Origin of the sequence: Nonomuraea sp. NPDC050733, assembly GCF_040654215.1 — a bacterium.
Classification (GTDB): Bacteria; Actinomycetota; Actinomycetes; order Streptosporangiales; family Streptosporangiaceae; genus Nonomuraea.
Genome location: NZ_JBFAHO010000069.1, coordinates 1 through 24,898 on the forward strand (window position 1 = coordinate 1; position 24,898 = coordinate 24,898).

Consider the following 24,898-nt stretch of genomic DNA (forward strand, 5'->3'; position numbering starts at 1 on the left):
GGGCGGCGGCGCCGCCCGGCGCACCGGACGGCCTGGACCCGCCGGACGGCATGGGTGCGCCGGACGGCCTGGGTGCGCCGGTCGGCCTGGAGGTGTCGGCGACGTTCGTGGGGCGGCGCTCCTACAGTCGCTTCGACGTCGAGGACGCCGTCGGGGCCGGTCTGTCGCGGGCGCTCGGGATGCCGTACCACTCGCGGGCGGGCGGCGTGGCGCTGCCGCCCGGCGCGGTGCCGTGGCGGGTGACCATCGAGGGCGACCAGGCGGTCATCGCCGTGCGGCTGGGCGAGCGGCCGCTGCACCGCCGGCCGTACAAGGCGAGCTCGATCCCCGGCACCCTGCACCCGCCGCTGGCCGCCGCCATGGCCGTCCTCGCGGGCCTCGGCCGGCCCCCTGCGGGCGGAGCCTCACCCGGAAGCGGGGCGGGGCCGGTGGTGCTGGACCCGTGCTGCGGGGCGGGCACGACGCTGGCCGAGGCCGGGCTGCTCGCGCCGCGGGCCCGCCTGGCCGGGGCCGACCGCTCCCCCGTCTCCGTGCGGGCCGCCGCCGCGAACACCGCACGCGCCGGGGTGAGGGCGGCGCTGGCCGTCGCCGACGCGGGACGGCTGCCGCTGCCCTCACGGAGCGTGGACCGGGTGCTGGTGAACCCGCCGTGGGGCCGCCAGGTCGCCGCCTCCGGCCTGCTGGCGCGCGACGGCGGGCTGCTGTGGCGGGAGGTCCGCCGCGTGCTGGCCTCCGGCGGGCTGGCGGTGGCGTTGATGGACGGGGTGCCCGAGGGCTTCCGCGTCGAGCGGGTGGTCGAGGTCTCCCTGTCCGGCAGGCACCCGGCCATCGCGGTGCTCAGCGTGCCCCGGCGGCGCCGCTGAGACAGGCCGGTCAGGAGGCGGGGCCGAGCCAGTCCAGGATGAGGCGGTTGACCTCCTCCGGGCGCTCCAGGTGGAGGAAGTGGCCGGCCCCGGCCACCTCCTCGGCCCGGGAGCCCGCCGGCAGGTGGTCCGGCGCGTCCTTGACCACACCGGCCCCGAGGCAGCCGTCCCCGCTCCCGTGCAGGTAGAGGATCGGCCCCGTCGTGGGCTCCGGGTCCGGGTGACGGCCCGAGGGCGGAGTGGTGCCGAGCATGGCCCGGTAGTAGCCGATGGCCGCCGCCAGGTTGCCCGGCCGGCCGAGGCTGCGGTGGACGAACTCCAGGTCGCGCCGCGCGTCGTACCCGGGCGACCAGTCCGCCCAGAGCCCTTCCAGGAAGCCGGGCTCGGCGGCGGCGGTCTCGGCCAGCCCGGTCTGGAAGAGGAAGACGTAGAAGGAGCGCTTGAGCTGCTCGTACGAGAAGAACGAGGTGAGCATCGCGCCGGGGGGCGGGACCGCCAGGGTCACGGACCGGCGGAAGCGCCCGCCGAGCCCGTACACGGGGAAGGCGCCCCAGTCGTGCCCGATGACCACGGCGTCGTCGCCCCCGCCGAGCTCCTCGTGCAGGGCGGCCACGTCGGCGGCCAGCGCGGCGCCCTCGTAGGCCCCGTCGGCCGGGATCTCGGTCGGCGCGTAGCCGCGCATGAACGGCGCCACCGCCCGGTAGCCGCGGCCGGCCAGCGCCGGCATGAGGTGCCGCCAGGTGTGCGCGGTGTCGGGGAACCCGTGCAGGCACAGCGCCAGCGGTCCCTCCCCCACGGCAAGATACGCGAACTCCACCCCGTTGGCGTGGATTGTCCTGATCTCCATGACTGCGAAACCTAGCATTCGCTTGCCCGGGGACGCCCGGGGGACACACTCAGTAGGCGTAGCGCAGGTGCTTGACGCCGTTGATGAAGTTCGACAGCAGGTAGTCGGGCTCGCCCACGGCCCTGATGTCGGGCAGCCGGGTGAACAGCTCCCGGAACATCACGGTCATCTCCCGGCGCGCCAGGTGGGCGCCCAGACAGTGGTGCGGGCCCGGCCCGCCGAACCCGACGTGCGGGTTGGGGTCGCGGGTGATGTCGAAGACGTCGGGGTCGCGGAAGACGGCCTCGTCGCGGTTGGCGGAGTTGTAGAACAGCAGCACCTTGTCGCCCTCGCGGTAGCGCATGCCGTTCATGACGTGCTCACGCGTGACCGTGCGGCGGAACTGGATCACCGGCGTGGAGTAGCGGATCATCTCGTCGCACGCCTTGCCGATGAGGCCCTCGAAGTTCTCGGTCAGCAGCCGCCGCTGGTCGGGGTGGTCGGTGAGGAGCTTGAGCCCGTGCGTGATGGCGTTGCGGGTGGTCTCGCTGCCGGCCACCACGAGCAGGATGAAGAACGAGCCCAGCTCCTGGGAGCTGAGCCGCTCCTCGCCGTTGACGAGCAGGCTGACCAGGTCGCCGGTCGGCCGCTTGCGCCGCTCGTCGCCGAGGCGGGCGGCCAGCCGGTTCAGCGAGTAGCCGGCGTGGATGAGCCGGGCCAGCCCGCGCGCCACGTTGAAGCGGCTGAGCTCGGTGCCGACGCCGGTGTACTCGGGGTCGGCGTTGCCGAGGATGACGTTGGTGCGGCGCAGCACCAGGTCGTGCAGCTCCGGCGGGACGCCCATCATGTCGCAGATGACGCGGACGGGCAGCCTGGCGGCGACCTGGGCGACGAAGTCGCCCGGCCCCTCCTTGACCGCCTGATCCACGATCTCGGCGGCGGCCCGCTCCAGGTCCTCCTCCATCTTGGCCAGGACGCGGGGGGTGAAGGCGCGGGAGACGATGCGGCGCAGCCGGGCGTGCTTCGGGTCGTCCATGTTGATCATCGAGCCGAAGTAGACGGCCAGCCAGCGCGGCATGTCGGGGATGCTGTTGGAGCACGGCTCGCTGCTGAACACCTCGGGGGTGCGGCTGGCCTCCACCACGTCGGCGTGCCGCACGAGCGCGTAGTATCCGGCGCCGCTCTTGATGAACGGCAGCGGCTGCTCCGGCACGAACACGGGCCGGTCGAGGGCGCGCATCCGCCGGAAGGTCTCCTGGCGGTGGGCCCGGGGCAGCGCCCAGAACGGCATCTGCGACAGGTCCATGTCGGCGGAGATCGTCATGAGAGCAAAGCCTTGTGCAAGTGGTCACTTACGTCAAGGCGTTACGTCAGGCGGGACCCGCCAGGATCAGATCCGCGGCCTTCTCCCCGATCATTATGGCGGGAGCGTGGGTGTGGCCGCGATTGAGGGACGGCATGATCGAGGCGTCGGCGACCCGGAGCCCCTCGACGCCGCGCACCCGCAGCTGGGGGTCCACCACCGACGCCTCGTCCGCGCCCATCCGGCAGGTGCCCACCGGGTGGTAGAGCGTCTCGCCGCGCTCGCGCACCCACCGGGCGAGCTCCTCGTCGCTCTCCTGGCCGTCGTAGGGCGGCATCGGCCCGTCGGCGTACGGGCGCATGGCGGTGGTGGCGAAGATCTGCTTGGCCGTCCTCAGCCCGGCGACCAGCCGCTTGACGTCGGCCTCCTTGGCCAGATAGCCGGGGTCGATGACCACGTCGCGCCCGTTGAGCCCGACGCGGCCGCGGCTCTCGGGCTGGAGCAGCACCACGCCGACGGTCATGGCGTGGCCGGTCGGCGGGGTGAGCCCGTGGTCGACGAACGGGCCCGGCGCGAAGATCAGCTCGATGTCCGGCGCCGGCTCCTCCGGCGAGGTGCGCACGAACGCGACCGCCTCGCCCACGTTCGTGGTGAGCATGCCGGAGCGCAGCACGAGGTAGCGCAGCACGTTGCCGACGGACTCGGCCTTGGTGAGCGTCACCGGCTGCCGGCACCGGACGAACACCCCGGACGACAGGTGGTCCTGGAGGTTCTTGCCGACCTCCGGCAGGTCGCGCACCACGGTCACGCCGGCGTCGCGCAGCTCACCGGCCGCGCCCACCCCCGAGCGCATGAGCAGGTACGGCGAGCCGACCGTGCCCGCGGCCAGGATGACCTCGCGACGGGCCCGGACCTGGGCGCCGCCGTCATGCTCGATCCCGGTGGCGCGCACGCCGTCGAACACCACCCGGTCCACGGTCGCGCCCGTGATGACGGTCAGGTTGGGCCGCTTGAGCGCGGGCCGCAGGTAGGCGTCGGCGGCGCTCCACCGGCGGCCCCGGCGCTGGGTGACGGGGGTGGGGCCGTAGCCCTCGCTGGAGGGGCCGTTCACCTCGGGCAGCCTGGTCAGGCCCAGCTCCTCGCAGGCCCCGAGGAAGGCGGCCGTGGTGACGTTGGGGCTGCGCAGCTCGGAGACGTACAGGGGGCCGTCCGTGCCGTACACGCCGCCCTCGTTGCCGCCGACGCGGTGCTCGGCCCGGTGGAAGTACGGCAGGACGTCGTCGTAGGACCAGCCGGGGACACCCCACTGGTCGTAGTCGAGCCGGCCGCCGCGCACCCACATCTGCGCGTTGATCGACGACGAACCGCCGAGCACCCTGCCCCTCGGCCAGTACAGCTCACGGCCGGACATCTCGGGCTGTTTGGCGGTGGAGTAGTTCCAGTCGTAGGCGGTCTTGAACAGCTTCGCGAAGGCCGCCGGCATGCGGATCTCCAGCTTGTCGTCCGGGCCGCCCGCCTCGACCAGCGCCACGCTCACCCCTGGGTCGGCCGTCAGCCGGCCGGCCAGCACGCATCCCGCCGACCCTGCGCCGACGATCACGTAGTCGTACTCCATGGCTCCTCCGCAGGGCTGAGTGACGTGGTACTTGCTTACTCCAGTCAGCCGGAGCCGTCCATATCCACTTTTGACTGCTCCCCCGGCCTGAAGACGGGGGATTCCTGGCTCACGCTGCCTGACCGTCCAGCGGACGGTCAGGTCTCACGCGATCAGCACCAACCGGGTTCAGACCAGCCCGGACCAACATGACGCGGGCGGAGTTCTTGTCTCTGGGACAGACGGCTCCGCAGGCGGCACAGGTGTAGGTACGTTCGGAGAGAGGTAGTGCGTGCTTGGCTCTCGCTCCGCACTGTGCGCAGTCCCTGGTGGTGTGCGCGGGGTTGACGAGCCACAGGGTGCGGCCATGTTTGCGGGCCATCTCGATCAGGGCGTGCTTGGTCGCGCCGATGGCCGCATCAGCGGCCTTGCGCGCCATGCTGGACTTGGCCAGGAACCTCGGCCGGAAGTCCTCCACCGCGATCACGTCATGGTCGCCGACGACTTTCCTGGCCCACTTGCGACCGGTGTCCTGGCGCTGGTGGGCGATCTTCTTGTACTGCTTGGCGCGCAGCTTCTTCGCCTCGCGATAGCCCTTCGAGCCCGGCTGTCCTCGGGGTGGCCTGCGGCGGGCCATCATCCGATCGTAGCGGGCCAGCTTGGCCTGGGCTTTCCTGCCGTGCTCGGCATGCGGCAGGTCATGGTCATCACTAGTGGTGGTGGCGACCTGTGTCACGCCCCAGTCGATGCCGATCGCCTGCCCTGTGGCGGGCAGCGGTCCGCCCTGGGCAGGGACGACGAACGAGGAGTACCAGTGGCCCAGACTGTCCCGAAAGACGCGCACGCTGGATGGGGCGGCGGGCAGGTCACGAGACCACACCACGGTCACGATGATGTTCCCGGCCAGGTGCAGGCGCCCGTCCTTGAGGCGGAAGCCGCGCCGCGTGTAGTTCAGGCTCGGATCGGCCAGGTCCTTCTTCTTGAAGCGGGGCATCCCGGCCCGCTGCCGGACGGGCAGCCGACCGGTGATGTCCTTGACTGCCTTGGCGCGGGACCTGGCGAAGTCACGGATGATCTGCTGCTGCGGCACCGACGCCCCCTCCGCGAGCCATCCGTGCTCAGCCCGCCAGCCGGTCAGCATCTTGTCGAGCTGGGCCGGGCCACAGCTCTGCGGGTCTTCTGGGTGGGTCTTGTTGTGCAGGTGCGCCGTCTTGGACGTGGCGACGCACTGGTTCCACACCCAGCGGCAGCGATCCCACTCACCCAGTAAGGCAGCCTGGGCGACCGGCGACACGCGAAGCCGGTAGGTGTATCGGGCGTGCCCGGCACCCTCACCCGAAAACTCCGCCGCCTTCATGACCGCCCAATCTACCGAGGAGGGAGGACAGAGATGGGGCGTTCGCTGCGTCAGACGCCGGATCGCTTAAGCGGCGAGTTCTCCTCACCGGGCGGCAGAAGGGAGCCCGTCGTGTCGGGACGGCCACGTGCTTGGCCGGAGATTCACGAGATGAACGCGCGAGTGACCCGCCCACGCTAGCTCATCCTTCGACCTCATCTTCAGCACGAGGCCTTGGAGCCCGTCCGCCGCGAGCAACGCACCGACGAGTGGAAGAGGCGATACAACAGAGTCCTTCAGGCCGGAGCGCCTTCTGAGATAATCCGTGACCCTTGCTACCTACCGGTCGGTATGCCGTCCTGCGAAGATGTCCGCGACGTCGCGTAGGCCGCGTAGAGGGAGGAAGGCGACATGCTCAATCTGTCGGTCGTGCTTGAGGACAGCGCCAGGAACAACCCGGACGGCACCGCCCTGGTCTTCGGCGACATGCGCCTGCCGTACTCGATGGTCGAGACGATCGCCAACCAGGTCGCCAACCTGCTGGTGTCGCGCGGCATCGGCCGCGGGGACAAGGTGGCGCTGGCCTGCCCCAACCTGCCGTACTTCCCGTTCGTCTACTTCGGCATCCTCAAGGCCGGGGCCGCCGTCGTGCCGCTGAACGTGCTGCTCCAGGACCGGGAGATCGCCTACCACCTCGACGACAGCGACGCCAGGGCGCTGTTCTGCTTCGAGGGCACGCCCGAGCTGCCGCTCGGCGAGCGGGGCCGGGCCGGGTTCGAGGCCGCCGAGGGCTGCGAGCACTTCTTCGCGCTGCCCGCCACGCCGCTCGCCACCGAGTCGCCGTACGGCGAGTCGATCTGGGCGGCCCTCGACGGGATGGCCGGCACGTTCGAGACCGCGGCGACCGCCCCCGACGACACCGCGGTGATCCTCTACACCTCGGGCACCACCGGGCAGCCCAAGGGCGCCGAGCTCAGCCACCAGAACATGCTGATGAACACCATGGTGTGCGACCAGATGTTCGAGCGCGAGGCCGAGGGCGACGTGTACCTGGCGGTGCTGCCGCTGTTCCACTCGTTCGGCCAGACGGTGGTCATGAACGTCGGCTTCCGGCGGCGCGCGGCGGTGGTGCTCATGCCGCGCTTCGAGCCGGGCGAGGCGCTGGAGCTCATGCGCCGGGAGGGCGTCACGTTCTTCGCGGGCGTGCCGACGATGTACTGGGCGCTGCTCACCACGTTCCACGCGGGCGGCGGCGAGGTGCCGAGCCGGCTGCGGACGGCGGTGGCCGGCGGCTCCTCCTCGCCGGTGGAGGTGCTGAAGGACTTCGAGCGCACCTTCGGCGTCGGCATCCTGGAGGGGTACGGCCTGTCGGAGACCTCGCCCGTGGCCAGCTTCAACCAGCCGGGCCGCCCGGCCAAGGCCGGGACGGTCGGCACGCCGATCTGGGGCGTGGAGATGCGGCTCGTCGACGGCGAGTGGAAGACGGTCGAGGACGAGGGGCCCGGCGAGATCGCGATCCGCGGTCACAACGTGATGAAGGGCTACTACGGCCGGCCGGAGGCGACGGCCGAGGTGCTGCGCGACGGCTGGTTCCGCACCGGCGACATCGCCACCCGTGACGCCGACGGCTACTACGCGATCATCGACCGGGCCAAGGACATGATCATCCGGGGCGGTTTCAACGTCTACCCGAGGGAGCTGGAGGAGGTACTGCTGACGCACGAGGCGGTCTCGCTGGCGGCGGTCGTGGGCGTGCCCCACGAGTCGCACGGCGAGGAGGTCAAGGCGTACGTCATCCGCACCCCGGACGCGACGGTCACCGAGGCCGAGCTGATCGCCTGGTGCAGGGCGAACATGGCGGGCTACAAGTACCCGCGCATCGTGGAGTTCAGGGACACGCTGCCCATGACGGCCACCGGCAAGATCCTCAAGCGCGAGCTGCGCTGACGCCTCCGGTCACAGCAGGCCGCTCTTGTAGAAGATGCTCACCTTCCGGGCCCCGGAAGCGCCCGAGGCGAGGCCGAGGGCGAGCCGGGGCCTGCCGGAGGCCAGCTGGACCGCCATGCCCTCCGGCTCGCGGTAGTCCAGCGACTTGCCGGCCTGGGTCAGCGCCCGCTGCACCTTGCGGCCGGTCCGCAGGTCGACGCAGGTGATGTGGGTGTTGCCCGGAGCCGGGTTGGACGCGCCGTAGGCGTCGCCGTCCAGCAGGTAGAGGTAGTCGCCGTAGGAGGCGTAGCCCTGGAAGGTGCCCAGGCCGGCCGGCTGGGCGATGTCGTGCGAGGGGGTCCGCGAGCCCGACTTGACCGCCTGCAGCGGGAAGACCGCGTAGCGGAAGCCGCCGTTCTTGCGATAGCGCATGACGAGCCGGCCGGTGGAGGGGTCGATGGCGCAGGTGGTGTTGGTCGCGCCGGAGACGGGGGCGTACCGGGTCACGCCACCGGACGTGGGTGTGATCGTCCTGCCGGGGACGAAGGCGAACCTGGCCAGCCGGTTGCCCCAGGCGTTGGCGCCGTCGGCGACCGCGCTGGTCTCGGTCCACAGGAAGGCCGATCCGCCCGACGGCTCGACGCCGATCTGCACGCCGTGCCCGAAACCCATGAGGTACATGTGCCCGAGCACCGCGCCGCCGAGGCTGAGCTTGGTCAGGCACAGGTGGCCCGCCGCCGCGCTGCCGGCCCCGTTCTTGACCTGCACGGCGTAGATGTGGCCGTGGGCGTTGTCGAAGGCGAACGACTGCAGGACCGTCTCGTCGCGCAGCGCCTTCTTCCAGATCAGGCCCGTGGCGGGCGCCGCCAGGTCGAACCGGCCGGCGGACGCCACGGCGGCCCTTCCGCCGAGCACCGTCGTGGCGGCGGCCCCGGCGCCCGCCACGAGCAGGCCCCTCCTGGTCATGGATGGCGACATCTCGGCAACGCTCCTCTTAGGTGACGACGACGAGTGCAACACCCTAGTGGGTGATCTCACCGTGGTAGACACGTGCCATGAGTTCACCCACCGCCCAGCGCCTGGGCGTCGTGCCGTCCGCGTTCGCCGTGGAGCACCTGCCGCACGCGACCTTCCCCGAGGACGACGAGTGGATCGCGCTGGTCCGGGCTCCGGAGGGGCTGACCGTCGTCCGCGAGGCGTGGCGAGGGGGCACCGGGGAGCGCTGGATCGGCCTGTACGGTGACGCGAGCGCCCATGACCTGGACGTCCCGGGCATGCTGGCGGCGGTCGTCGGGCCCTTGGCCGAGGCGGCGATCCCGGTCTTCGTCGCCTCCACCTTCCACGCCGACCTCGTCCTCGTGCCGGAGGCGAGGGTAGAGGAGGCCGTGGCCGTCCTCGAAGGCGCGGGACACCGGGTGGACACCCGGCACCTGCGCTCCTGAGCCGCGCTAGGAGGGCCGGTCTCAGCGATCTCGGCCGTGAAGGGGCGCGGGGCGGAGCGGCCCCGCGCCCTTCCGGATCAGGGCCAGTCGCGGGCCGGGCGCAGCGGCACGCCGGAGCGGCCGTCCTTGTCCAGCTTGACGCCCAGCACCTGGTGGAGCTGGACCTTGTTGCGCTCGAAGCCGACGATGCAGCCCGCCATGTACAGCGCCCACACCCGGGCGGTGCCCATGCCGACCTCCTCGACCGCGTCGGCCCAGTTGGCGTCGAGGTTGTCGCACCAGTGGCGCAGCGTCTTGGCGTAGTGCTCGCGCAGGTTCTCCTCGTGGCGGATCTCGAAGCCGAGGTCCTCCATCTGCCGGATCAGCCAGCCGACCGACTCCAGCTCGCCGTCGGGGAAGACGTAGCGGTTGATGAAGCCGCCCTTGTTGAAGGTCTTCTCCGCGCCCGTCGGCCGGGTGATGCAGTGGTTGAGCAGCCGGCCGCCCGGCTTGAGCTTGCCGTACAGGAACTCGAAGTAGGCCGGGACGTTGTCCTTGCCGATGTGCTCGGTCAGGCCGATGGAGCTGACCGCGTCGAAGCCGCTCTCGCTGACGTCGCGGTAGTCCATGTGACGGACCTCGCACAGGTCCTGCAGCCCTGCCTCGGCGATGGCCCGCTGCGCCCACTCGGCCTGCTGCTTGCTGAGCGTCACGCCGAGTGCCTTGACTCCGTAGTGCTTGGCGGCGTGCATGACCATGCCGCCCCAGCCGCAGCCGACGTCGAGCAGTCGCATGCCCGGCTGGAGGCCGAGCTTGCGCGCCACCAGGTCGAACTTGGCGTACTGCGCCTCCTCGAGGGTGGAGGAGTCGCCGGGGAACACGGCGCAGGTGTAGGCCATGGACGGGCCGAGCACCCACTCGTAGAAGCGGTTGGAGACGTCGTAGTGGTGGTGGATGGCCTCGGCGTCGCGCTGCTTGGCGTGCCGCGAGCCCAGCCGGGCCAGCCTGCTCTGCCGCATCTCCTGCGGGGGCGGCGGCACCCGCATGAGCAGCGGCTTGACACCGAGCGCACGGACCGCGGCGATCTTCTCCGACGTGGTCAGGTCGTTGGTCGTGATGTTCCACATGCGATCGAGCAGGGTGTACATGTCGCCGTGGAGGTCGAGGTGCCCCGAGACGTAGGCCCTGGCCAGGCCCAGCTCGCCCGGCGCCTGCGCGAGGTAGGCCACCGCGATCGGGGACTTGACCTCCAGGCAGAGGTCGGCCCCGTCCGGCCCCGCCTTGCTCCCGTCGTACGCCCGGAAGGCGACCTTCGCCTCAGAGCCGACGATCTTCTCGAAGATGCTTGCCAGAGCCATCTCTCACCTTCCCCGCACACACTTGTCGTACAGGTCCAGCAGGCGCCCGTCCCGGTCGTATTCCCGTTTGACCGGCCAGTACGCACTGCCGTTGTACAACTCCCAGAACTGCTCGCGGGCGTAGAAGGACGTCGAGTAGAGCGACTTGTGCCCGTCGAGGTCGTGCACGGAGCTCTCGATGAGCCGGTTGTAGTAGCCGTCGAACCGTCCCCGCGGCAGCGGAACCATCCCCCAGAACCCGAAGTTCACGTACAGCCGGCCCGGCTCCAGGGGGTAGAGGGGCCAGCGGGACGAGGCCCGCAGCGGGCACATCCAGACCGGCGTCATGCCGACCTGGTCGTAGAAGAAGTCGAGGAACTCGGCGCCCCGCTCGACCGGCACCTCGACGTCCTGGATGACAGACTCCTGCACGGGCCGGCCGGCCCAGCGGTCGATCCGCGCGGTCACGCCGTGCCGGCGGTCGAGCGCGACGAGCCGGCGGTAGACGTCGGAGCGCATCCAGCGGCGCGGCATGAGCGAGCGCACGACGGGCTGCTGCACGCCGAAGGCGCGCGAGCACCAGAACCAGTCGGTGTCCCAGCGCCACAGGTAGTCGCGGATCGTCAGCCAGTCGCGCTGGCGGTTGCGGATCGACTGGTAGTAGATGCGCATCCCGGTGTAGTCGGAGACGTACGGGGCGCGCTCGGCGAAGCGGCCGAGCGTGATGTACATCTCCTGCGGGGTGAAGAACACGCCGTCGACGAAGTCGACCGGCTCCCCCTCGTGCTCCATGCTCTCGCAGATCTCCTGCATGGCGAGCATGCACTTGTCGGCGTCGGTGAACGGCACGTGCGTGAGCCGGACGTACGGCTGGACCGGCTTGAGCCTGATCTTGATGCGCAGCGCGTAGCCGAGCGTGCCGTAGGAGTTCGGGAAGGAGCGGAACAGGTCGCGGTGCTCGTTGTCGTCGCGGGCCACGACGACGCGCCCGTCGCCGGTGAGGATCTCCAGCTCCTCGACCGACTCGTGCGGCAGCCCGTCGCGGAAGCTGGTGGACTCGATGCCGAGGCCGGTGACCGCGCCGCCGAGCGTGATGGTCTTGAGCTGCGGCACGACGTACGGCATGAGGCCGTGCGGCAGCGTGGCGTCGACCAGGTGCTCGTACGTGGTCATGCCCTGGACCTCGGCCGTCATCGTCTCCGGGTCGACGCTGATGACCTCGTCCAGGTCGCGCGCGGACAGCTTCGCCGTCCTCCCCGAGTCGCGGAACCTGAAGAGGTTGGAGGTGGCCTTGGCCAGCCGGGGCGCCGCGCCGCCGGGGATCTCCGCGTAGGACCGCTGGATCTGCTCTACTGCCCGTCGGTGTGTCGACATCGTCGTCGTCACCTCAAGCACCCCCTTGAGCTGGTAGAGATCGTCCGTAAGAAGGTATCTCCCGACTTCGATGTCGAACAGACCGGGGTCGTTAAAGACTCGAAAACTGTTCATCGCGCCAGGTGGGTCGCCCGGATTCAGGGCTGACGACCTGGCTTCCTGCGGATCGTCGGGGAAACACCGTTCAGCACGTTCGTCACCGGACGTCCGTCGAGGGCTGCCGTGAGGTTGGCGAGGACGGCCTCCAGCAGCCGGCCGGTGGACCCGGGGGTGACGCCCGCGACGTGCGGCGACAGCAGGACGCGGGGCAGCTCGCGCAGCGGGTCGCCGGCGGGCAGCGGCTCGGTCTCGAACACGTCGAGGGCCGCCCCGCCGAGGTGCCCGTCGCGCAGCGCCCCGGCCAGCGCGTCCTGGTCGACGACGCCGCCGCGGGCCGCGTTGACCAGCAGGGCGCCGGGCTTCATGCGCCGGGGGTCGACGAGGCCGCGCGTCCCGTCCGCGAGCGCGATGACCACGATGAGCACGTCGGAGCCGGCCACCAGCGTCTCCAGGTCCACGTGACCGGGCTCGTCGCGGGGCGTGCGCGTCCAGTACGACACCTCGCAGCCGAAGGCCCGGAACAGCCGGGCGCAGGCCGCCCCGATCGGGCCGAACCCCACGATGCCGACCCGCCTGCCGCCCAGCTCGCCCGGCTGGAGCGACTGCTGGGGCCAGCCGCCCGCGCGGACGGCGGCGTCGGCCTCGGCCAGCCGCCGCACCAGGGCGAGCGCGGCGGCGACGCACCACTCGGCGACGGCCACGGCGCTGACGCCCGCGGTGTTGGCCAGGGGGACGCCCGCGGCGGCCAGCGCGGCCGCGTCGTGGCCGTCGACCCCGACGGACGGCTGCTGCACGAACGCCAGCCGGGGCGCCGCCGCGACCGCCTCCGCGTCGAGCGCCAGCTCCGCCGTCCAGTCGCCGACCACGATCTCGGCCTCCGGCAGGGCGGCCAGCAGCGCCGCGCGGTCACGGGAGGCGGGCACCCGCACCTCTACCCGCTCGCCCAGCGGGGCCATCAGGCCGCGCAACGCGTCCTCGGGGAGCGGGGGCAGGGCGAGGAGGTTCCAGGGCGTCATGCCCCCACGGTAAAGCTGCCGATCACCTGCCGCATCAGCCTGGCGCTGCGGGCCCACTGAGCCTCGGCGACCGTCCACGACAGGATGTAGGTCCTGTCGCCGGCGGTGACCGCCCGCCGCAGTTCCCGGTACCGCACACCCTCGCGGGCCCACGGCATGTCGGACTCGGGGCCCGCCGTGTAGACGAACTGGCACTCGACGGCCCGGACGCCGTGGTGCAGGACCGTCCGGCGGCCGGCGGCCCGCACGTCCGGGGCGCCCTGCCGGAGCGTCTCCTCGGCGTCCTCGATGAGCTGGCCGGCGTCGCGCTGGACGTAGACGGTCTCGATGCCGACGTGCGCGGCCCCGTCGCGGCGGGTCCACTCGGTGAGGGCCTCCTTGCGCGCGCCCCTCCAGCCGGCCGGGCGGGCGATCGACCAGCCCTCGGGCGAGGTCCAGGCCCGCGTGACGGGCGCGGTGCGGGTGGGGGACGGCGTGGGCGTGGCGCTGGGGGTGGCGGCCGGGGTGGGCGTGGACCCGGTCGTGGTGGCGCTCGCGCTGGGCAGGGGGCTGGTGGCGGCGCGCTGGGCGATGTTGGAGGTGCCCTCGGCGGGGGGCACGAGGTTCAGGTAGGCGACCGTGCCGCCCGCGAGGACCAGCACCGCGGCCGCGGCCGCCGCCAGCAGCGTGCGGCTGGAGCGGCGGGGCGCGGCCTCGTCCGGGACGTCCATGTCCGCCCCGGCGGGACGCGAGTTGACGACCTCGGCGAGCAGCCGGTCGGCCTCCTCGGCGCCCATCCGCTCGTGCGGCTCCTTGCGCAGCAGGCCCTTGAGGACCGGGTGCATCGCCGGCGGGATGCGGCGGTAGTCGGGCTCCTCGTTGAGCAGGGCGTTGAGCGTGGCCATCGGCTCGCCCCGCTCGAACGGCGAGCGGCCCACGAGCGTGGCGTACAGCGTGGCGCCGAGCGACCACAGGTCGGAGGGCGGCCCGGCCTCGGCGGCGCGCACCCGCTCCGGCGCGAGGAAGCTCGGGGACCCGGTGACCATGCCGGTGCTGGTCAGTGAGGAGTCGCCCTCGGCCGTGGCGATGCCGAAGTCGGTGAGCACGGCGCGGCCGTCGTCGGCGAGCAGGATGTTGCTCGGCTTGACGTCGCGGTGCAGGATCCCGGCCTCGTGCGCGGCGCGCAGGGCGGACAGCACCTGCCGGCCCACGTCAGCCGCCTGCCGGATGGGCAGCGCGCCCGTGGTGGCGACGACCTGCTCGACCGAGGGATGCCGGACCAGCTCCATGATGATCCAGGGGCGGCCGTCCTCCTCGACGACGTCGTAGACGGCGACGACCGACGGGTGGTTGAGCCGCGCCGCGGTCCTGGCCTCCCGAGCCGTCCTGAGGAGCTGGCGCTCCTGGTCGGCGCGCGGCAGCCCTTCGGGCAGCAGCACTTCCTTGATCGCGATCTGCCGGTTGAGCAGCGTGTCGCGACCTTCCCAGACGACTCCCATGCCGCCGCGACCCAGCTCGCGGAGCAACTGGTAACGCCTGGCGATCAGCGGCGTGCTTTCCGAAACCATGTCCTACCCCTGTAGACCACCCGATCAGTGGGCAAGTTTCCCATACCTGACCTTGCTTCGCCGGAAGGTCGGAAAGGTGGCTTGCGACAGCTCGCCGAATGTTGTTCTACTGGGGTGTTCCGCAGACGTCGGGCGCAGCCGCGCCCATGGAGGAGAGTCCCATGTCCGAAGGCCGTCAGGGACCGCTCGCGGGCGTGCGCGTGCTGGAGCTCGCCGGGCTCGCCCCCGGGCCGTTCGCCGGCATGATGCTCGCCGACCACGGCGCCGAGGTGCTGCGGATCGACCGGGTGGCCGCCGTCTCGGACCTCCCGCGCGCCGATGTCATGGACCGCGGCAAGCGCACGATCGGGCTGGATCTCAAGTCGCCCGAGGGCGTGGCCGCGCTCAAGGAGCTGGCCCGGGGCGCGGACGCGGTCATCGAGGTGTTCCGGCCGGGCGTCGCCGAGCGGCTCGGCATCGGCCCCGCCGACCTGCACGCCGTCAACGAGCGGCTCGTCTACGGCCGGATGACCGGCTGGGGCCAGGACGGACCCCTGGCCGCCACCGCCGGGCACGACATCGACTACATCGCCATCGCCGGCGTGCTGTCACAGCTCGGCCGCGCGGACCAGCCGCCGACGCCGCCGGTCAACATCCTCGGGGACTTCGCGGGCGGGGGCCTCATGCTCGCCTACGGCATCCTGCTCGCCCTGGTCGAGCGCCAGCGCACCGGCAAGGGGCGGGTGATCGACGCCGCCATGGTGGACGGGGCCGCGCTGCTGTTCGCGATGTTCTACAACGCCGCGCAGAGCGGCTCCTGGGGGCCGCGCGGCACCAACCTGATCGACACCGGCGCCCCCATGTACGACACGTACGAGACGGCCGACGGGGGCCATCTCGCGGTGGGGGCCCTGGAGTCGAAGTTCTGGGAGGAGTTGCTGGCCCGCATGGGCCTCGCCGGCGCCCCGGACCTGCCCGACCGCGGCGACCGGGCCCAGTGGCCGGCGCTCAGGGCCCGGCTGGCCGAGGAGTTCCGCAAGCGGACACGGGCGGAGTGGGAGGCCGTCTTCGCGGGGTCGGACGCCTGCGTCTCGCCGGTGCTGTCGATGGCGGAGGCGGCCGGGCACCCGCACAACGTGGCACGCGGCACGTTCACCGAGGCCAACGGGGTCGTCCAGCCCGTGCCCGCGCCCCGCCTGCTCGGCGCGCCGGAGCCGGACCTGTCGCCGGCCACGCGGCTGGAGGACCTGTCGTCGTGGGGCATCCCGGCCGAGACCGCCGCCAAGCTGCGCGCCCAGGGCGTCCTGGCCTGACCCCGAGGCCCCCGCTAGATCGAGATGTAGAGGTCGGCCCCCTCCGGGTGGTGGACCTCCAGGTCCGTCGTGAACGCCCGCGCCGGGGCCGCCCCCGAGTCGGTGTGCGCCCACACCCGCTGCCACGCCTCCACGATGGCCTGCGGCATCGGCCCGCGCGCCTCGAAGCGCAGCGTCTTGGCCGCCGGCACGCGCACCGCGACCATGCCCTCGGGCAGCCGCACCACCGTGCGCACCCCGGTGCCCACGATCTGCGTGTAGGCCCCGTTGTGGTCGCTCTCGTAGTCGGTGAGCACGGCGTACAGGTTCTCGTCGACCCGTCCGGGCACGTGCGCGAACGCCCCCGGCGCGCCGGCCCGCCTCCACAGCGCGGGCAGGCTCGCCCTCGCCGGGTCCATCTCGTCGGCGTTCGTGGTGCGGATGGCGAAGCCGACGACGATCAGCTCGTCGCGGTCCGTGATCTCCACTGGGACCCTCCTCCCCCTCGGGTGTCCGGGCCGATCATAAGCCCCCGCGAACGGGGAAAACCCCTGGAAAGCCCTGTCACCGCATAAGATGGACGAACGTGAGATTTCTCAACGGCATCGAGCCGCACCACGACCTCACCTACAGCGATGTTTTCATGGTTCCGTCGCGCTCATCGGTCGGATCGCGGCTCGCGGTCGACCTGTCGACCTCCGACGGCACGGGCACGACCATCCCGATCGTCGTCGCCAACATGACCGCCGTCGCGGGCCGCCGCATGGCCGAGACCATCGCGCGGCGCGGCGGCGTCGCGGTGATCCCTCAGGACATCCCCATCGACGTCGTCGCCGACGTCGTCGACTGGGTGAAGAAGCGCGACCTCGTGCACGACACGCCGCTCACGCTCACCCCGCACGACACCGTCGGCGAGGCGCTGCAACTGCTGCCCAAGCGGGCGCACGGCGCGGTCATCGTCGTCGACTGGGACAACCGCCCGGTCGGCGTGGTCACCGACGCCGACTGCCAGGGCGTCGACATGTACACGCAGCTCTCGCAGGTGATGTCGAGCGAGCTGCTGACGCTGCCCGCCGGGCTGGAGCCGCGCGCCGCTTTCGAGCGGCTGCACGAGGGCCGCCACCGGCTGGCCCCCATCGTGGACGGCGACGGCCGCCTCCTCGGCATCCTGACCCGGACGGGCGCCCTGCGCGCCACGCTCTACAAGCCCGCGCTCGACGCCTCGGGCCGGCTGCGCGTGGCCGCCGCCGTGGGCGTCAACGGCGACGTCGCCGCCAGGGCCAAGGAGCTGATGGAGGCCGGGATCGACTGCCTGGTCGTGGACACCGCCCACGGCCACCAGGACAAGATGATCTCCGCGCTGCGGGCCGTGCGGGCGCTCGACCCGGGCGTGCCCGTGGCCGCCGGCAACGTCGTGACGGCCGAGGGCGTGCGCGACCTCGTCGAGGCCGGGGCCGACATCCTCAAGGTGGGCGTCGGGCCGGGCGCCATGTGCACGACCCGGATGATGACCGGCGTCGGCCGGCCGCAGTTCTCGGCGGTGCTCGAATGCTCCACCGAGGCGCGCCGGCTCGGCCGCCACGTGTGGGCCGACGGCGGCGTGCGCCACCCGCGCGACGTGGCCCTCGCCCTGGCCGCCGGGGCGGCCAACGTGATGATCGGCTCGTGGTTCGCCGGCACGTACGAGTCGCCCGGGGACACGCGCACCGACGCCGACGGGCGCAAGTACAAGGAGAACTTCGGCATGGCCTCCGCCCGCGCCGTGCGGCTGCGCACGGCCGAGGACAGCCCGTTCGACCGGGCCAGGAAGGCGCTGTTCGAGGAGGGCATCTCCACCTCGCGCATGTACCTGGACCCGCGCCGGCCGAGCGTGGAGGACCAGGTGGACGCGATCGTGGCGGGGCTGCGGTCCGCGTGCACGTACGCGGGGGCCACGACGCTGGAGGAGTTCCACGAGCGGGCCGTGGTGGGCATCCAGGGCTCCTCCGGATACGCGGAGGGCATGCCGCTGCACCAGAGCTGGTGAGCCCTGGTTCAGATGCGGCGCCAGCCGCCGGCGGCGTGGATGCCGCCGTCCACGTGGAGCGTCGTGCCGGTGACGAAGCGGGACAGGTCGCCGGCCAGGAACACCGCGGCCGCCGCCGCGTCGGCGGGCTCGCCCAGGCGGCCCAGGGGCGGCAGCCGTACGGGCTCGAACGGCGGCGCGCCGTGGCGGGCCGGGTCGCCGGGCCGGGCGGCGCGGACGGTCTCGCGCATGGCCAGCTCGCCCTCCGTGGGCAGGGCGTCGGGGGCGATGGCGTTGACGCGGACGCCCCTGGGCGCCAGCTCCAGGGCGAGCGACCTGGTCAGGCTCTCCACCGCCGCCTTCATCGCCGCGTAGATCGCGAACCCCGGCGCCGCCTGGTGGGCCTCGCTGGACGTCACGTTGATGATCGACGCCCCCTCGCCCATCATCGGCAGCAACCGCCGGATCATGGCGGTGACCTGGGTGAAGTTCTCCTCGATGAGGGTGCGCTCGCCGCGCTCGGACGTGCCGGCGAACGGGGCGTGGAACGTGCCGCCCGCGTTGTTGACCAGGACGTCCACCCTCCCCCACCGCTCACGTACGGCACCGGCGAACACCTCGGCGGACACCGGGTCGCGCACGTCCAGCGTCATCGCGAGGTCGCCGCCGGGCGGCGTGACGCGGTCGCACACCGCCACCTCCGCGCCGAACGCCGCGAACGCCTCGGCGATCGCGCGGCCCAGCCCGCGCGCCCCGCCGGTCACCACGGCGACGCGCCCGGTGAGCAGGATCCCGTCGGGTGAAAGGGCGGCCATGGACGTCGACGATATCCCGAGCGCATAGAGTCGTCGGGTTGTCCGTTCACAAGGTCAACACCAGCATCAGCCATCGTCAACAGGAGCACTTCGTGGCACTCGAGAAGCCGGAAATCGACTTCCCGGAGGGCGAGCCGCCCGCCGACCTGGAGATCGTCGACATCGTCGAGGGGGACGGCCCCGAGGCCAAGCCCGGCCAGAACGTCAGCGTCCACTACGTGGGCGTCGCCTTCTCGACCGGTGAGGAGTTCGACGCGTCGTGGAACCGCGGCCAGGCGTTCGAGTTCCCGCTGGGCGGCGGCCGGGTCATCGCCGGCTGGGACCGCGGGGTCGCGGGCATGAAGGTGGGCGGCCGGCGCAAGCTCGTCATCCCGCCGCACCTCGGTTACGGGAACAGCGGCGCCGGCAGCCGTATCAAGCCGGGAGAGACGCTCATCTTCGTGGTGGATCTCCTGGGCGTGCGCTAGCCGTCGCGGGCAGGTGGAGCGGCCGGGTCTCCCAAGGCCCGGCCGCCCCGCTTCGCGGCTGAATCGATGCACCCCGAGGTGGGGAAATGTCGGTGTCGTGAGGCACCATAGGCGGTGTGCTACTGATCGACGTGGTGCGGGTCTCGGAGGCGGTGACGCGGACATCGGCGCGCCTGGGCAAGATCGGCCACCTGGCCGAGCTGCTCGGCAGGGTGGGCCCCGGCGAGGCGGAGATCGCGATCTCCTACCTGTCCGGCGAGCTGCCCCAACGCCAGATCGGTGTCGGCTGGCGCACCCTTCAGGACCTGCCGCAGCCCAAGCTCGCCGCCACGGCCACGCTGGCCGGCGTCGACACGCGGCTGAGCGCGATCAAGGGCGTGTCCGGGCAGGGCTCGCAGGCGGCCCGCAAGGCGCTGGTCGACGAGCTGTTCGCGGGGCTGACGAGCCAGGAGCAGTCGTTCATGCTGCGGCTGCTCAGCGGTGAGCTGCGGCAGGGCGCCCTCGACGGCGTGATGATCGAGGCGGTCGCCAAGGCGTCCGGCGCGCCCTCGGCCGACGTGCGGCGGGCGCTGACGCTGCGCGGCTCGCTGCCCGCCGTGGGGGCGGCCGCCCTCGCCGGCGGGGCCGACGCGCTGCGGGGGTTCCGGCTGGGGGTGGGGCGCGCGGTGTCGCCCATGCTGGCCGGCAGCGCGCCCAACGTCGCCGCCGCCCTGGCCAAGGCGGGCGCGCCCGCCGCGCTGGAGTGGAAGCTCGACGGCATACGCGTGCAGGCGCACCGGTCGGGCTCGGACGTCAGGGTGTTCACCCGCACGCTCGACGACATCACCCCGCAGGTTCCGGAGCTGGTCGAGGCCGTGCTGGGCCTCCCGGTGGACGACGTGGTGCTCGACGGCGAGGTGATCGCGCTGCGCCCGGACGGGCGGCCGCACCCGTTCCAGGTGACCGCGAGCCGGGCCACGAGCAAGCTCGACGTGGCGCGGCTGGCCGAGCAGACGCCGCTGAGCGTGTTCTTCTTCGACGCGCTGCGGGTCGGCGGCGAGGACCTGCTCGACCTGCCGTACGAGCGCAGGCAGGAGGCGCTGAGCGGCACGGTGCCGCCGGCGTTGCTCACCCCACGCCTGGTCACGGGCGACGTGGCCGAGGCTGAGCGATTCTTCGCCGACGTGGTCAGGGCCGGGCACGAGGGCCTGGTCGTCAAGTCGCTCACCTCCCCCTACGCCGCGGGCCGCCGGGGCGCGGGGTGGGTGAAGGTGAAGCCGCGGCACACGCTCGACCTCGTCGTCCTGGCCGCCGAGTGGGGGCACGGGCGGCGCCAGGGCAAGCTGTCCAACCTGCACCTGGGGGCCCGCGACGCGGAGGGCGGGTTCGTGATGCTCGGCAAGACGTTCAAAGGGCTGACGGACGAGCTGCTGGCCTGGCAGACGGAGCGATTCCTGGAGCTGGCGGAGGGCCCGACCGACGCGTGGATGGTGACGCTGCGGCCCGAGCTGGTGGTGGAGATCGCCTTCGACGGGGTGCAGCGCTCGCCCCGCTATCCGGGCGGCATGGCGCTGCGCTTCGCCCGCGTCCTGCGCTACCGCCCCGACAAGCGGGCGCAGGACGCCGACACGGTGGAGACGGTCCGCTCCCTCATGCTGTGACGCGACCTCCGGCCGCCGTCACATGCCGGGGATGACGATGTCGCCGCCCCAGCCGCGGAAGGTGTAGGTGCCGAGCTTGCGCACCTTGCCGGTGGTGACGTCCACGGCATACGCGGCCTCCCCCAGCCGGGGCACCTCGCCCGGCTTCCAACGGCTCTGGACGATCTGGCTGACCACCACCTCGGTGGCCGCGCGCCAGTGTCCGATCCGCCACGGGGAGAACCCCGCGGACGCGTCGCGGAACTTCGCCCTGCCCAGCACCTCTCCGGTCGTCGCGTCCAGGGTGACGAGCGTGTCGGGCCGCGACTGGCCGACGCCCTTACGGGACGCCCCAGGACGGTCCAGATAGGCCACGGTGCGCCCGTCGGGAGCCAGGGGGCTCAGCGATTCCTCGATGGAGCCGGTGAAGGGCCGCACCCGGCCGTCCTCCAACAGGCCGTACCGCAACCGGTCGTTTTGGACGATCACCCGGTCACCGCCGCGCGCCACGGTCATCGGCTGCCACCCCTGTGGCACGTCCGTGACCCGGCCCGTCTCCATGTCGACGACCGCCGGTAGCCGGCCGTTCAGGACGAGGTAGCGGCCCTCGGGCGAAAGGGTGACGAACAGTCCGTTCTTCACCATCTCCTCGCGTGACACCGTCTGCGGGCTGAGCCAGACCTGCCCGCTCACCAGGTCCCGGACCGCGAACCTCTCCTCCTCGGCGCTGTAGTACGCGATCCGGCGGCCGTCCGAGGTGATCACCAGGGGGGCGGCGGTGTTCATGTAGTTCGCCTTGGTCTGGTCGAGGTAGACGCTCGCCGCCTCCGGCATCCGGTACGTCCGGCCGTCGCGGGTCACCACTCTCCACTGCACGCAGTCCCGGCCGGCGAAGGAGGCCCCCTTGCCGGGACTCCACTTCTCCCCGCACCAGTCGTAGTAGGCGTGGCTCAGGGGGCCCACGCCGGAGGCGGGCAGCGTGTCCTTGGCGGGGGCCTCGTGGACGACCGTGGCCGTCCGGTCGCCCCGGACCTGGCCCTCCAGGCCGTACCAGGTGAGCGTGCCGGCGAGGCACACCGCCAGCCCGCCCGCGGCGAGGGCGGTCCGGCGGCGTCTGCGCGTGGCGCGCCCGGCGGCGACGGCGCGGCGCACGTCCACGGTCGTCGGCGGCTGCTCCTCGGCCGCCAGCGTGTCGAACAGGTCCTTGGTGTCCATCAGCGCTCTTCCGTGTGCGTCAGGTGCGGGTACGGCACGTGGGAGTAGGACGGCCCGAGCTTCTCGCGCAGGGCGGCCAGGCCGCGGGCGGTCTGGCTCTTGACGGTTCCGGTGCTGCACCCCAGCACCTGAGCGGTCTGCACGACGCTCAGGTCGCAGTGGAAACGCAGCACGAGCGTGGCCCGCTGGCGCGGCGGCACGGCCGCCAGCGCGCGGCGCAGGTCCAGGGCGAGGTCACGGTCGTCTCTTTCCGCCAGGTCGGCGGGCGGCGCGTGGGTCACCCGTACGCGGGAGAACCAGCCGCCCCGCTGCTCGGCGAGGAAGACGCGCACGAGGATCACGCGGACGTACGCGTCGAGGTCGTCGGCGGCGCGGGCTCGCCGCCACTTGACGTACAGCCGCGTGATGGCGGTCTGCACCAGGTCGTCGGCCCGGTGCCAGTCCTGGCACAGCAGGTACGCCACCCGGCGTAACCAGGGCAGGCGCCCGCTCACGTAGGCGGTGTACTCGTCATCGGGGCTCATCGGGCTCCCAGGGCGGTCCCGGGGGGATTGCTTTCACGCCCACCTGATGCGCCGGGCGTGGCGCAGGGTTGCACCGTATCCGGAAATATCCGGCCGGGCCGGGATTGCGAACCACCCCGGGACCGACTTCGGAGGCAGACAGCCGGGGGCGGGGAGCCGGGGGGCTGCCGGCCAACCGCCGAAGACGCGAGCCCGCCGTGCGCATTCGGCGTTGACGGTTCGCCGTTTGATTAACGTGCCAGCGCGAAATCTTTTGCCATATCTGCTATTTCCGCTTTCTCGGTTTTCGGCTGATTGCGGGGCGCCGCGCCGAGCGGGGCACGTCAGAGGACCCAGCCAAGCACCACGAGCCAGTCACCGAATGCGACTTCACCCCAACACGACGTCGGCCGAGGACGTACACGCGGCCCAGATCGGCCGCAGTCGCAGCAGATCGATCGCCGGAGCCGCACGCCCCCAGATCACCAACCGATGGTGGCCGCGGCACGCCCGGTGGATCATCCGCCAGGCCGGCCATAGCCACGGAAGTAAAGGATCAAGAGGCCACACGAAGCCGACAACACAAAGAAAAGATCAAAAGGCGCTTCAACTGCGCATATGCCAGTGATCAATACTTCACAGCAATCTTGACCACAGAGTGGGATATATCACTAAGCCCGCATTAACTTGCCTTTACCTGGCCTTGGTCGCATATCTTCGTCCACGCCGCGGGGCTCACCGCCCTGCCCGCGGGATCGGCCGACGTGTGCCCCTCACCCCATCCCCCCGTCCGCCCTTCCCTGTCCTGTCCCCTACCTAGGACCGTGGTTCCCCTTGGGTCAGCACTCCCAGAAGCCCCACTCCGCGCACCCCCTGAGCCGGCTGACGGCTCCCGGTAGGCGTCGCTGGACCACCGTGGCCGCCGGTGCCGCCCTCCTGGCCGCCGCGTCCACCACCGCGTGGGCCGTCTCCGACGACGAGCCGTCCACCGCCGCGACCCTCGCCTCGGACGCCTCCGCCGCCACGACGACGAGCACCCCGGCTGCCCTCACCCCCACCGCCACCACGCCGGACGCTCCGACCTCGGCCACCCGTACCGGGGCCGCTCCCGTCCCGGCCGCGACGCCGTCGTCCACAGCGCCGTCCACCCTGAAATCCCCGCGTACGTCCGCGGCCAAGCCCCCGGCACCCGCCAAGCCCGAGACGCAGGCGAAGCCGAGGACCGCCGCGGCGCCCGTCGCGGAGGCCAGGACGAAGGCGACCAAGGCCAAGACCGTGACGGCCCCCAAGCACACGTCCAAGAAGAAGGTCGTGGCCTCGGGTACGTGCGGCGCCTCCTACTACGCCGAGGGCCAGATGACGGCCAGCGGCGAGCGGTTCAACCCGTCGGCGATGACCGCCGCCCACAAGACGCTCCCCATGGGCAGTCGCGTCCGCGTCACGAACCCCCGCAACGGCGACTCGGTCACGGTGCGCATCAACGACCGCGGCCCGTACGTGGGCGGCCGCTGCCTCGACCTGTCCCGCGCCGCCTTCGCCGCCATCGGCAACACGGGGGCGGGCGTGATGCGGGTCAAGTACGAGGTCCTGGCCCGCTGACGTGTCGGGTCGGCGCGCCAGTCCCGCAGCTCTACAAGCCGTCCGAGGCGGTCCACGGCAGTTGCTCGCCCTTGCGCTGGTCGTCGCTCTTCCAGGACTGAAAGGACAACGTCTCTCTGGCGCTTCCTCGGGGATGCGCCAGAGAGACGTGTCCGAACGACACCAGTTGCTCAAGAAGAAATGTACTTCTTTCCCGGCCGCTACAAGGTCATGGCGCTACAGTGGCGCCTTATTTCCATTCGGTGGTGCACCAGCTGTAGCGCCAGGTCCTCCGGTTGACCTGACAGGCCTTGAAATCGATCCGGTTGGCCGTCCTTTGGAACCAGCCCTTGATTAGTTTCGCATTACCTTTGCCGCAGGCAACCCACTGCGTCCGGTTGCTGTAGACCTTGCCGTCCATCCGGACGAGCGCGCCGATGCATTCCGGGGTTGACCGGGTGTCGCGGACCACGGCATTGATGTAGAGCGCATAGGGCGCTGGGGCATGCCACCACACCCTGCCTTCGAACACGCCAGGGACACCGCTTCGATTGAAGCCCTTTCGGGCCTGTGCCTTGAAGCTGCGGCCCGGTGCGCCTGTGGTGGCTGCCTCGTCCTCTTCGGGGATGGTTTCCGTGACGGGCAGTTCCGGGGGGTTGTCGTATTCGACGGGCATGGGGGGATCGAGGAAGTAGCCGCGCATCGACACCTGGACGTGGGTGGTGCCCGGACCGCGGTTGGTGACGGTCACGCGCCCTTGGGAGTCGGGGATGACCAGGTCGA

General features: G+C 71.8%; 23 protein-coding genes. 8 read left to right on the forward strand and 15 right to left on the reverse strand.

Annotation, left to right across the window (positions count from 1 at the left end; all coding sequences use genetic code 11):
- Window positions 1–863: methyltransferase domain-containing protein (locus tag AB0H64_RS43595; protein WP_357637458.1), on the forward strand; the 863-nt coding region annotated here is incomplete at its 5' end.
- A gap of 10 nt (window positions 864–873) precedes the next feature.
- Here the strand turns inward: AB0H64_RS43595 and AB0H64_RS43600 are convergent.
- From AB0H64_RS43600 to AB0H64_RS43615, 4 genes are all read right to left on the reverse strand, one after another.
- On the reverse strand, window positions 874–1,710 hold the full coding sequence (locus AB0H64_RS43600; RefSeq protein WP_357637461.1) for an alpha/beta hydrolase: 837 nt from the start codon (window positions 1,708–1,710) through the stop codon (window positions 874–876).
- Between the two features lie 49 nt (window positions 1,711–1,759).
- Window positions 1,760–3,013 carry a cytochrome P450 gene (locus AB0H64_RS43605; RefSeq protein ID WP_357637464.1) on the reverse strand — a complete coding sequence of 418 codons (1,254 nt, stop codon included), beginning with the start codon at window positions 3,011–3,013 and terminating at the stop codon, window positions 1,760–1,762.
- A gap of 46 nt (window positions 3,014–3,059) precedes the next feature.
- Window positions 3,060–4,607 (reverse strand): GMC family oxidoreductase N-terminal domain-containing protein, encoded by a 1,548-nt coding sequence (locus AB0H64_RS43610; protein WP_357637466.1) that lies wholly within the window; start codon window positions 4,605–4,607, stop codon window positions 3,060–3,062.
- A gap of 109 nt (window positions 4,608–4,716) precedes the next feature.
- Window positions 4,717–5,943 carry a transposase gene (locus AB0H64_RS43615; protein ID WP_357637469.1) on the reverse strand — a complete coding sequence of 409 codons (1,227 nt, stop codon included), beginning with the start codon at window positions 5,941–5,943 and terminating at the stop codon, window positions 4,717–4,719.
- Window positions 5,944–6,333: 390 nt separating this feature from the next.
- On the opposite strand from AB0H64_RS43615, the gene AB0H64_RS43620 reads away from it, so the two are divergent.
- Window positions 6,334–7,869 carry a long-chain fatty acid--CoA ligase gene (locus AB0H64_RS43620; RefSeq protein ID WP_357637472.1) on the forward strand — a complete coding sequence of 512 codons (1,536 nt, stop codon included), beginning with the start codon at window positions 6,334–6,336 and terminating at the stop codon, window positions 7,867–7,869.
- A gap of 9 nt (window positions 7,870–7,878) precedes the next feature.
- Here AB0H64_RS43620 and AB0H64_RS43625 read toward each other — a convergent pair whose 3' ends face one another.
- Entirely contained in the window at window positions 7,879–8,814 is a 936-nt protein-coding gene (locus tag AB0H64_RS43625) for a teichoic acid biosynthesis protein C (protein ID WP_357637474.1), read from the reverse strand.
- An 89-nt stretch (window positions 8,815–8,903) separates the two neighbouring features.
- Between AB0H64_RS43625 and AB0H64_RS43630 the strand changes: the two genes are divergently transcribed.
- Window positions 8,904–9,290, forward strand: coding sequence for an ACT domain-containing protein (locus tag AB0H64_RS43630; RefSeq protein WP_357637476.1), 387 nt, complete (start codon window positions 8,904–8,906; stop codon window positions 9,288–9,290).
- Between the two features lie 77 nt (window positions 9,291–9,367).
- On the opposite strand, the gene AB0H64_RS43635 is transcribed toward AB0H64_RS43630, so the two are convergent.
- From AB0H64_RS43635 to AB0H64_RS43650, 4 genes are all read right to left on the reverse strand, one after another.
- Window positions 9,368–10,627, reverse strand: a complete 1,260-nt coding sequence (locus tag AB0H64_RS43635) for a cyclopropane-fatty-acyl-phospholipid synthase family protein (protein ID WP_357637479.1) — start codon at window positions 10,625–10,627, stop codon at window positions 9,368–9,370.
- Window positions 10,628–10,630: 3 nt separating this feature from the next.
- Window positions 10,631–11,980, reverse strand: coding sequence for an FAD-binding oxidoreductase (locus AB0H64_RS43640; RefSeq protein ID WP_357637482.1), 1,350 nt, complete (start codon window positions 11,978–11,980; stop codon window positions 10,631–10,633).
- A 137-nt stretch (window positions 11,981–12,117) separates the two neighbouring features.
- Complete coding sequence (locus AB0H64_RS43645) at window positions 12,118–13,095, reverse strand: NAD(P)-dependent oxidoreductase (protein WP_357637485.1); 978 nt, start codon at window positions 13,093–13,095, stop codon at window positions 12,118–12,120.
- Window positions 13,092–14,642 (reverse strand): protein kinase, encoded by a 1,551-nt coding sequence (locus AB0H64_RS43650; RefSeq protein WP_357637487.1) that lies wholly within the window; start codon window positions 14,640–14,642, stop codon window positions 13,092–13,094. Before AB0H64_RS43650 ends, AB0H64_RS43645 begins: the two co-directional genes overlap by 4 nt.
- 161 nt (window positions 14,643–14,803) lie before the next feature.
- Between AB0H64_RS43650 and AB0H64_RS43655 the strand changes: the two genes are divergently transcribed.
- Window positions 14,804–15,934, forward strand: a complete 1,131-nt coding sequence (locus tag AB0H64_RS43655; protein WP_357637490.1) for a CaiB/BaiF CoA-transferase family protein — start codon at window positions 14,804–14,806, stop codon at window positions 15,932–15,934.
- Window positions 15,935–15,948: 14 nt separating this feature from the next.
- On the opposite strand, the gene AB0H64_RS43660 is transcribed toward AB0H64_RS43655, so the two are convergent.
- Complete coding sequence (locus tag AB0H64_RS43660) at window positions 15,949–16,401, reverse strand: GyrI-like domain-containing protein (RefSeq protein WP_357637492.1); 453 nt, start codon at window positions 16,399–16,401, stop codon at window positions 15,949–15,951.
- Between the two features lie 98 nt (window positions 16,402–16,499).
- On the opposite strand from AB0H64_RS43660, the gene AB0H64_RS43665 reads away from it, so the two are divergent.
- On the forward strand, window positions 16,500–17,939 hold the full coding sequence (locus AB0H64_RS43665; protein WP_357637494.1) for a GuaB1 family IMP dehydrogenase-related protein: 1,440 nt from the start codon (window positions 16,500–16,502) through the stop codon (window positions 17,937–17,939).
- A gap of 8 nt (window positions 17,940–17,947) precedes the next feature.
- Here the strand turns inward: AB0H64_RS43665 and AB0H64_RS43670 are convergent, their stop codons facing one another.
- On the reverse strand, window positions 17,948–18,733 hold the full coding sequence (locus tag AB0H64_RS43670) for an SDR family oxidoreductase (RefSeq protein WP_357637497.1): 786 nt from the start codon (window positions 18,731–18,733) through the stop codon (window positions 17,948–17,950).
- A gap of 92 nt (window positions 18,734–18,825) precedes the next feature.
- On the opposite strand from AB0H64_RS43670, the gene AB0H64_RS43675 reads away from it, so the two are divergent.
- A complete protein-coding gene (locus AB0H64_RS43675) occupies window positions 18,826–19,200 on the forward strand; it encodes an FKBP-type peptidyl-prolyl cis-trans isomerase (protein ID WP_310711622.1) in 375 nt (124 codons plus the stop codon).
- Window positions 19,201–19,316: 116 nt separating this feature from the next.
- Window positions 19,317–20,840: an ATP-dependent DNA ligase gene (locus tag AB0H64_RS43680; RefSeq protein ID WP_357637499.1), complete on the forward strand. Its 1,524-nt coding sequence runs from the start codon at window positions 19,317–19,319 to the stop codon at window positions 20,838–20,840.
- 18 nt (window positions 20,841–20,858) lie between these two features.
- Here AB0H64_RS43680 and AB0H64_RS43685 read toward each other — a convergent pair whose 3' ends face one another.
- The 3 genes from AB0H64_RS43685 to AB0H64_RS43695 form a co-directional block, all read right to left on the reverse strand.
- Window positions 20,859–22,034 (reverse strand): hypothetical protein, encoded by a 1,176-nt coding sequence (locus tag AB0H64_RS43685; protein WP_357637502.1) that lies wholly within the window; start codon window positions 22,032–22,034, stop codon window positions 20,859–20,861.
- Window positions 22,034–22,558 carry a SigE family RNA polymerase sigma factor gene (locus AB0H64_RS43690; protein WP_357637505.1) on the reverse strand — a complete coding sequence of 175 codons (525 nt, stop codon included), beginning with the start codon at window positions 22,556–22,558 and terminating at the stop codon, window positions 22,034–22,036. Before AB0H64_RS43690 ends, AB0H64_RS43685 begins: the two co-directional genes overlap by 1 nt.
- Before the next feature lie 818 nt (window positions 22,559–23,376).
- Complete coding sequence (locus AB0H64_RS43695; protein ID WP_357637508.1) at window positions 23,377–23,802, reverse strand: hypothetical protein; 426 nt, start codon at window positions 23,800–23,802, stop codon at window positions 23,377–23,379.
- A 10-nt stretch (window positions 23,803–23,812) separates the two neighbouring features.
- Here AB0H64_RS43695 and AB0H64_RS43700 point away from each other — a divergent pair, with 10 nt between their 5' ends.
- Window positions 23,813–24,136, forward strand: a complete 324-nt coding sequence (locus AB0H64_RS43700) for a septal ring lytic transglycosylase RlpA family protein (protein WP_357637510.1) — start codon at window positions 23,813–23,815, stop codon at window positions 24,134–24,136.
- A gap of 229 nt (window positions 24,137–24,365) precedes the next feature.
- Here the strand turns inward: AB0H64_RS43700 and AB0H64_RS43705 are convergent.
- Window positions 24,366–24,898 (reverse strand): hypothetical protein (locus tag AB0H64_RS43705; protein ID WP_357637512.1); only part of this gene is annotated, 533 nt, incomplete at its 5' end.

Bases quoted from the DNA above. Each gene is read 5' to 3' on its own strand.
- AB0H64_RS43640 (WP_357637482.1), bottom strand. From the start codon at position 11,980: ATGTCGACACACCGACGGGCAGTAGAGCAGATCCAGCGGTCCTACGCG.
- AB0H64_RS43690 (WP_357637505.1), bottom strand. From the start codon at position 22,558: ATGAGCCCCGATGACGAGTACACCGCCTACGTGAGCGGGCGCCTGCCC.
- AB0H64_RS43625 (WP_357637474.1), bottom strand. From the start codon at position 8,814: ATGACCAGGAGGGGCCTGCTCGTGGCGGGCGCCGGGGCCGCCGCCACG.
- AB0H64_RS43635 (WP_357637479.1), bottom strand. From the start codon at position 10,627: ATGGCTCTGGCAAGCATCTTCGAGAAGATCGTCGGCTCTGAGGCGAAG.
- AB0H64_RS43645 (WP_357637485.1), bottom strand. From the start codon at position 13,095: ATGACGCCCTGGAACCTCCTCGCCCTGCCCCCGCTCCCCGAGGACGCG.
- AB0H64_RS43620 (WP_357637472.1), top strand. From the start codon at position 6,334: ATGCTCAATCTGTCGGTCGTGCTTGAGGACAGCGCCAGGAACAACCCG.
- AB0H64_RS43600 (WP_357637461.1), bottom strand. From the start codon at position 1,710: ATGGAGATCAGGACAATCCACGCCAACGGGGTGGAGTTCGCGTATCTT.
- AB0H64_RS43630 (WP_357637476.1), top strand. From the start codon at position 8,904: ATGAGTTCACCCACCGCCCAGCGCCTGGGCGTCGTGCCGTCCGCGTTC.
- AB0H64_RS43615 (WP_357637469.1), bottom strand. From the start codon at position 5,943: ATGAAGGCGGCGGAGTTTTCGGGTGAGGGTGCCGGGCACGCCCGATAC.
- AB0H64_RS43650 (WP_357637487.1), bottom strand. From the start codon at position 14,642: ATGGTTTCGGAAAGCACGCCGCTGATCGCCAGGCGTTACCAGTTGCTC.
- AB0H64_RS43670 (WP_357637497.1), bottom strand. From the start codon at position 18,733: ATGGCCGCCCTTTCACCCGACGGGATCCTGCTCACCGGGCGCGTCGCC.
- AB0H64_RS43685 (WP_357637502.1), bottom strand. From the start codon at position 22,034: ATGGACACCAAGGACCTGTTCGACACGCTGGCGGCCGAGGAGCAGCCG.
- AB0H64_RS43610 (WP_357637466.1), bottom strand. From the start codon at position 4,607: ATGGAGTACGACTACGTGATCGTCGGCGCAGGGTCGGCGGGATGCGTG.
- AB0H64_RS43605 (WP_357637464.1), bottom strand. From the start codon at position 3,013: ATGACGATCTCCGCCGACATGGACCTGTCGCAGATGCCGTTCTGGGCG.
- AB0H64_RS43655 (WP_357637490.1), top strand. From the start codon at position 14,804: ATGTCCGAAGGCCGTCAGGGACCGCTCGCGGGCGTGCGCGTGCTGGAG.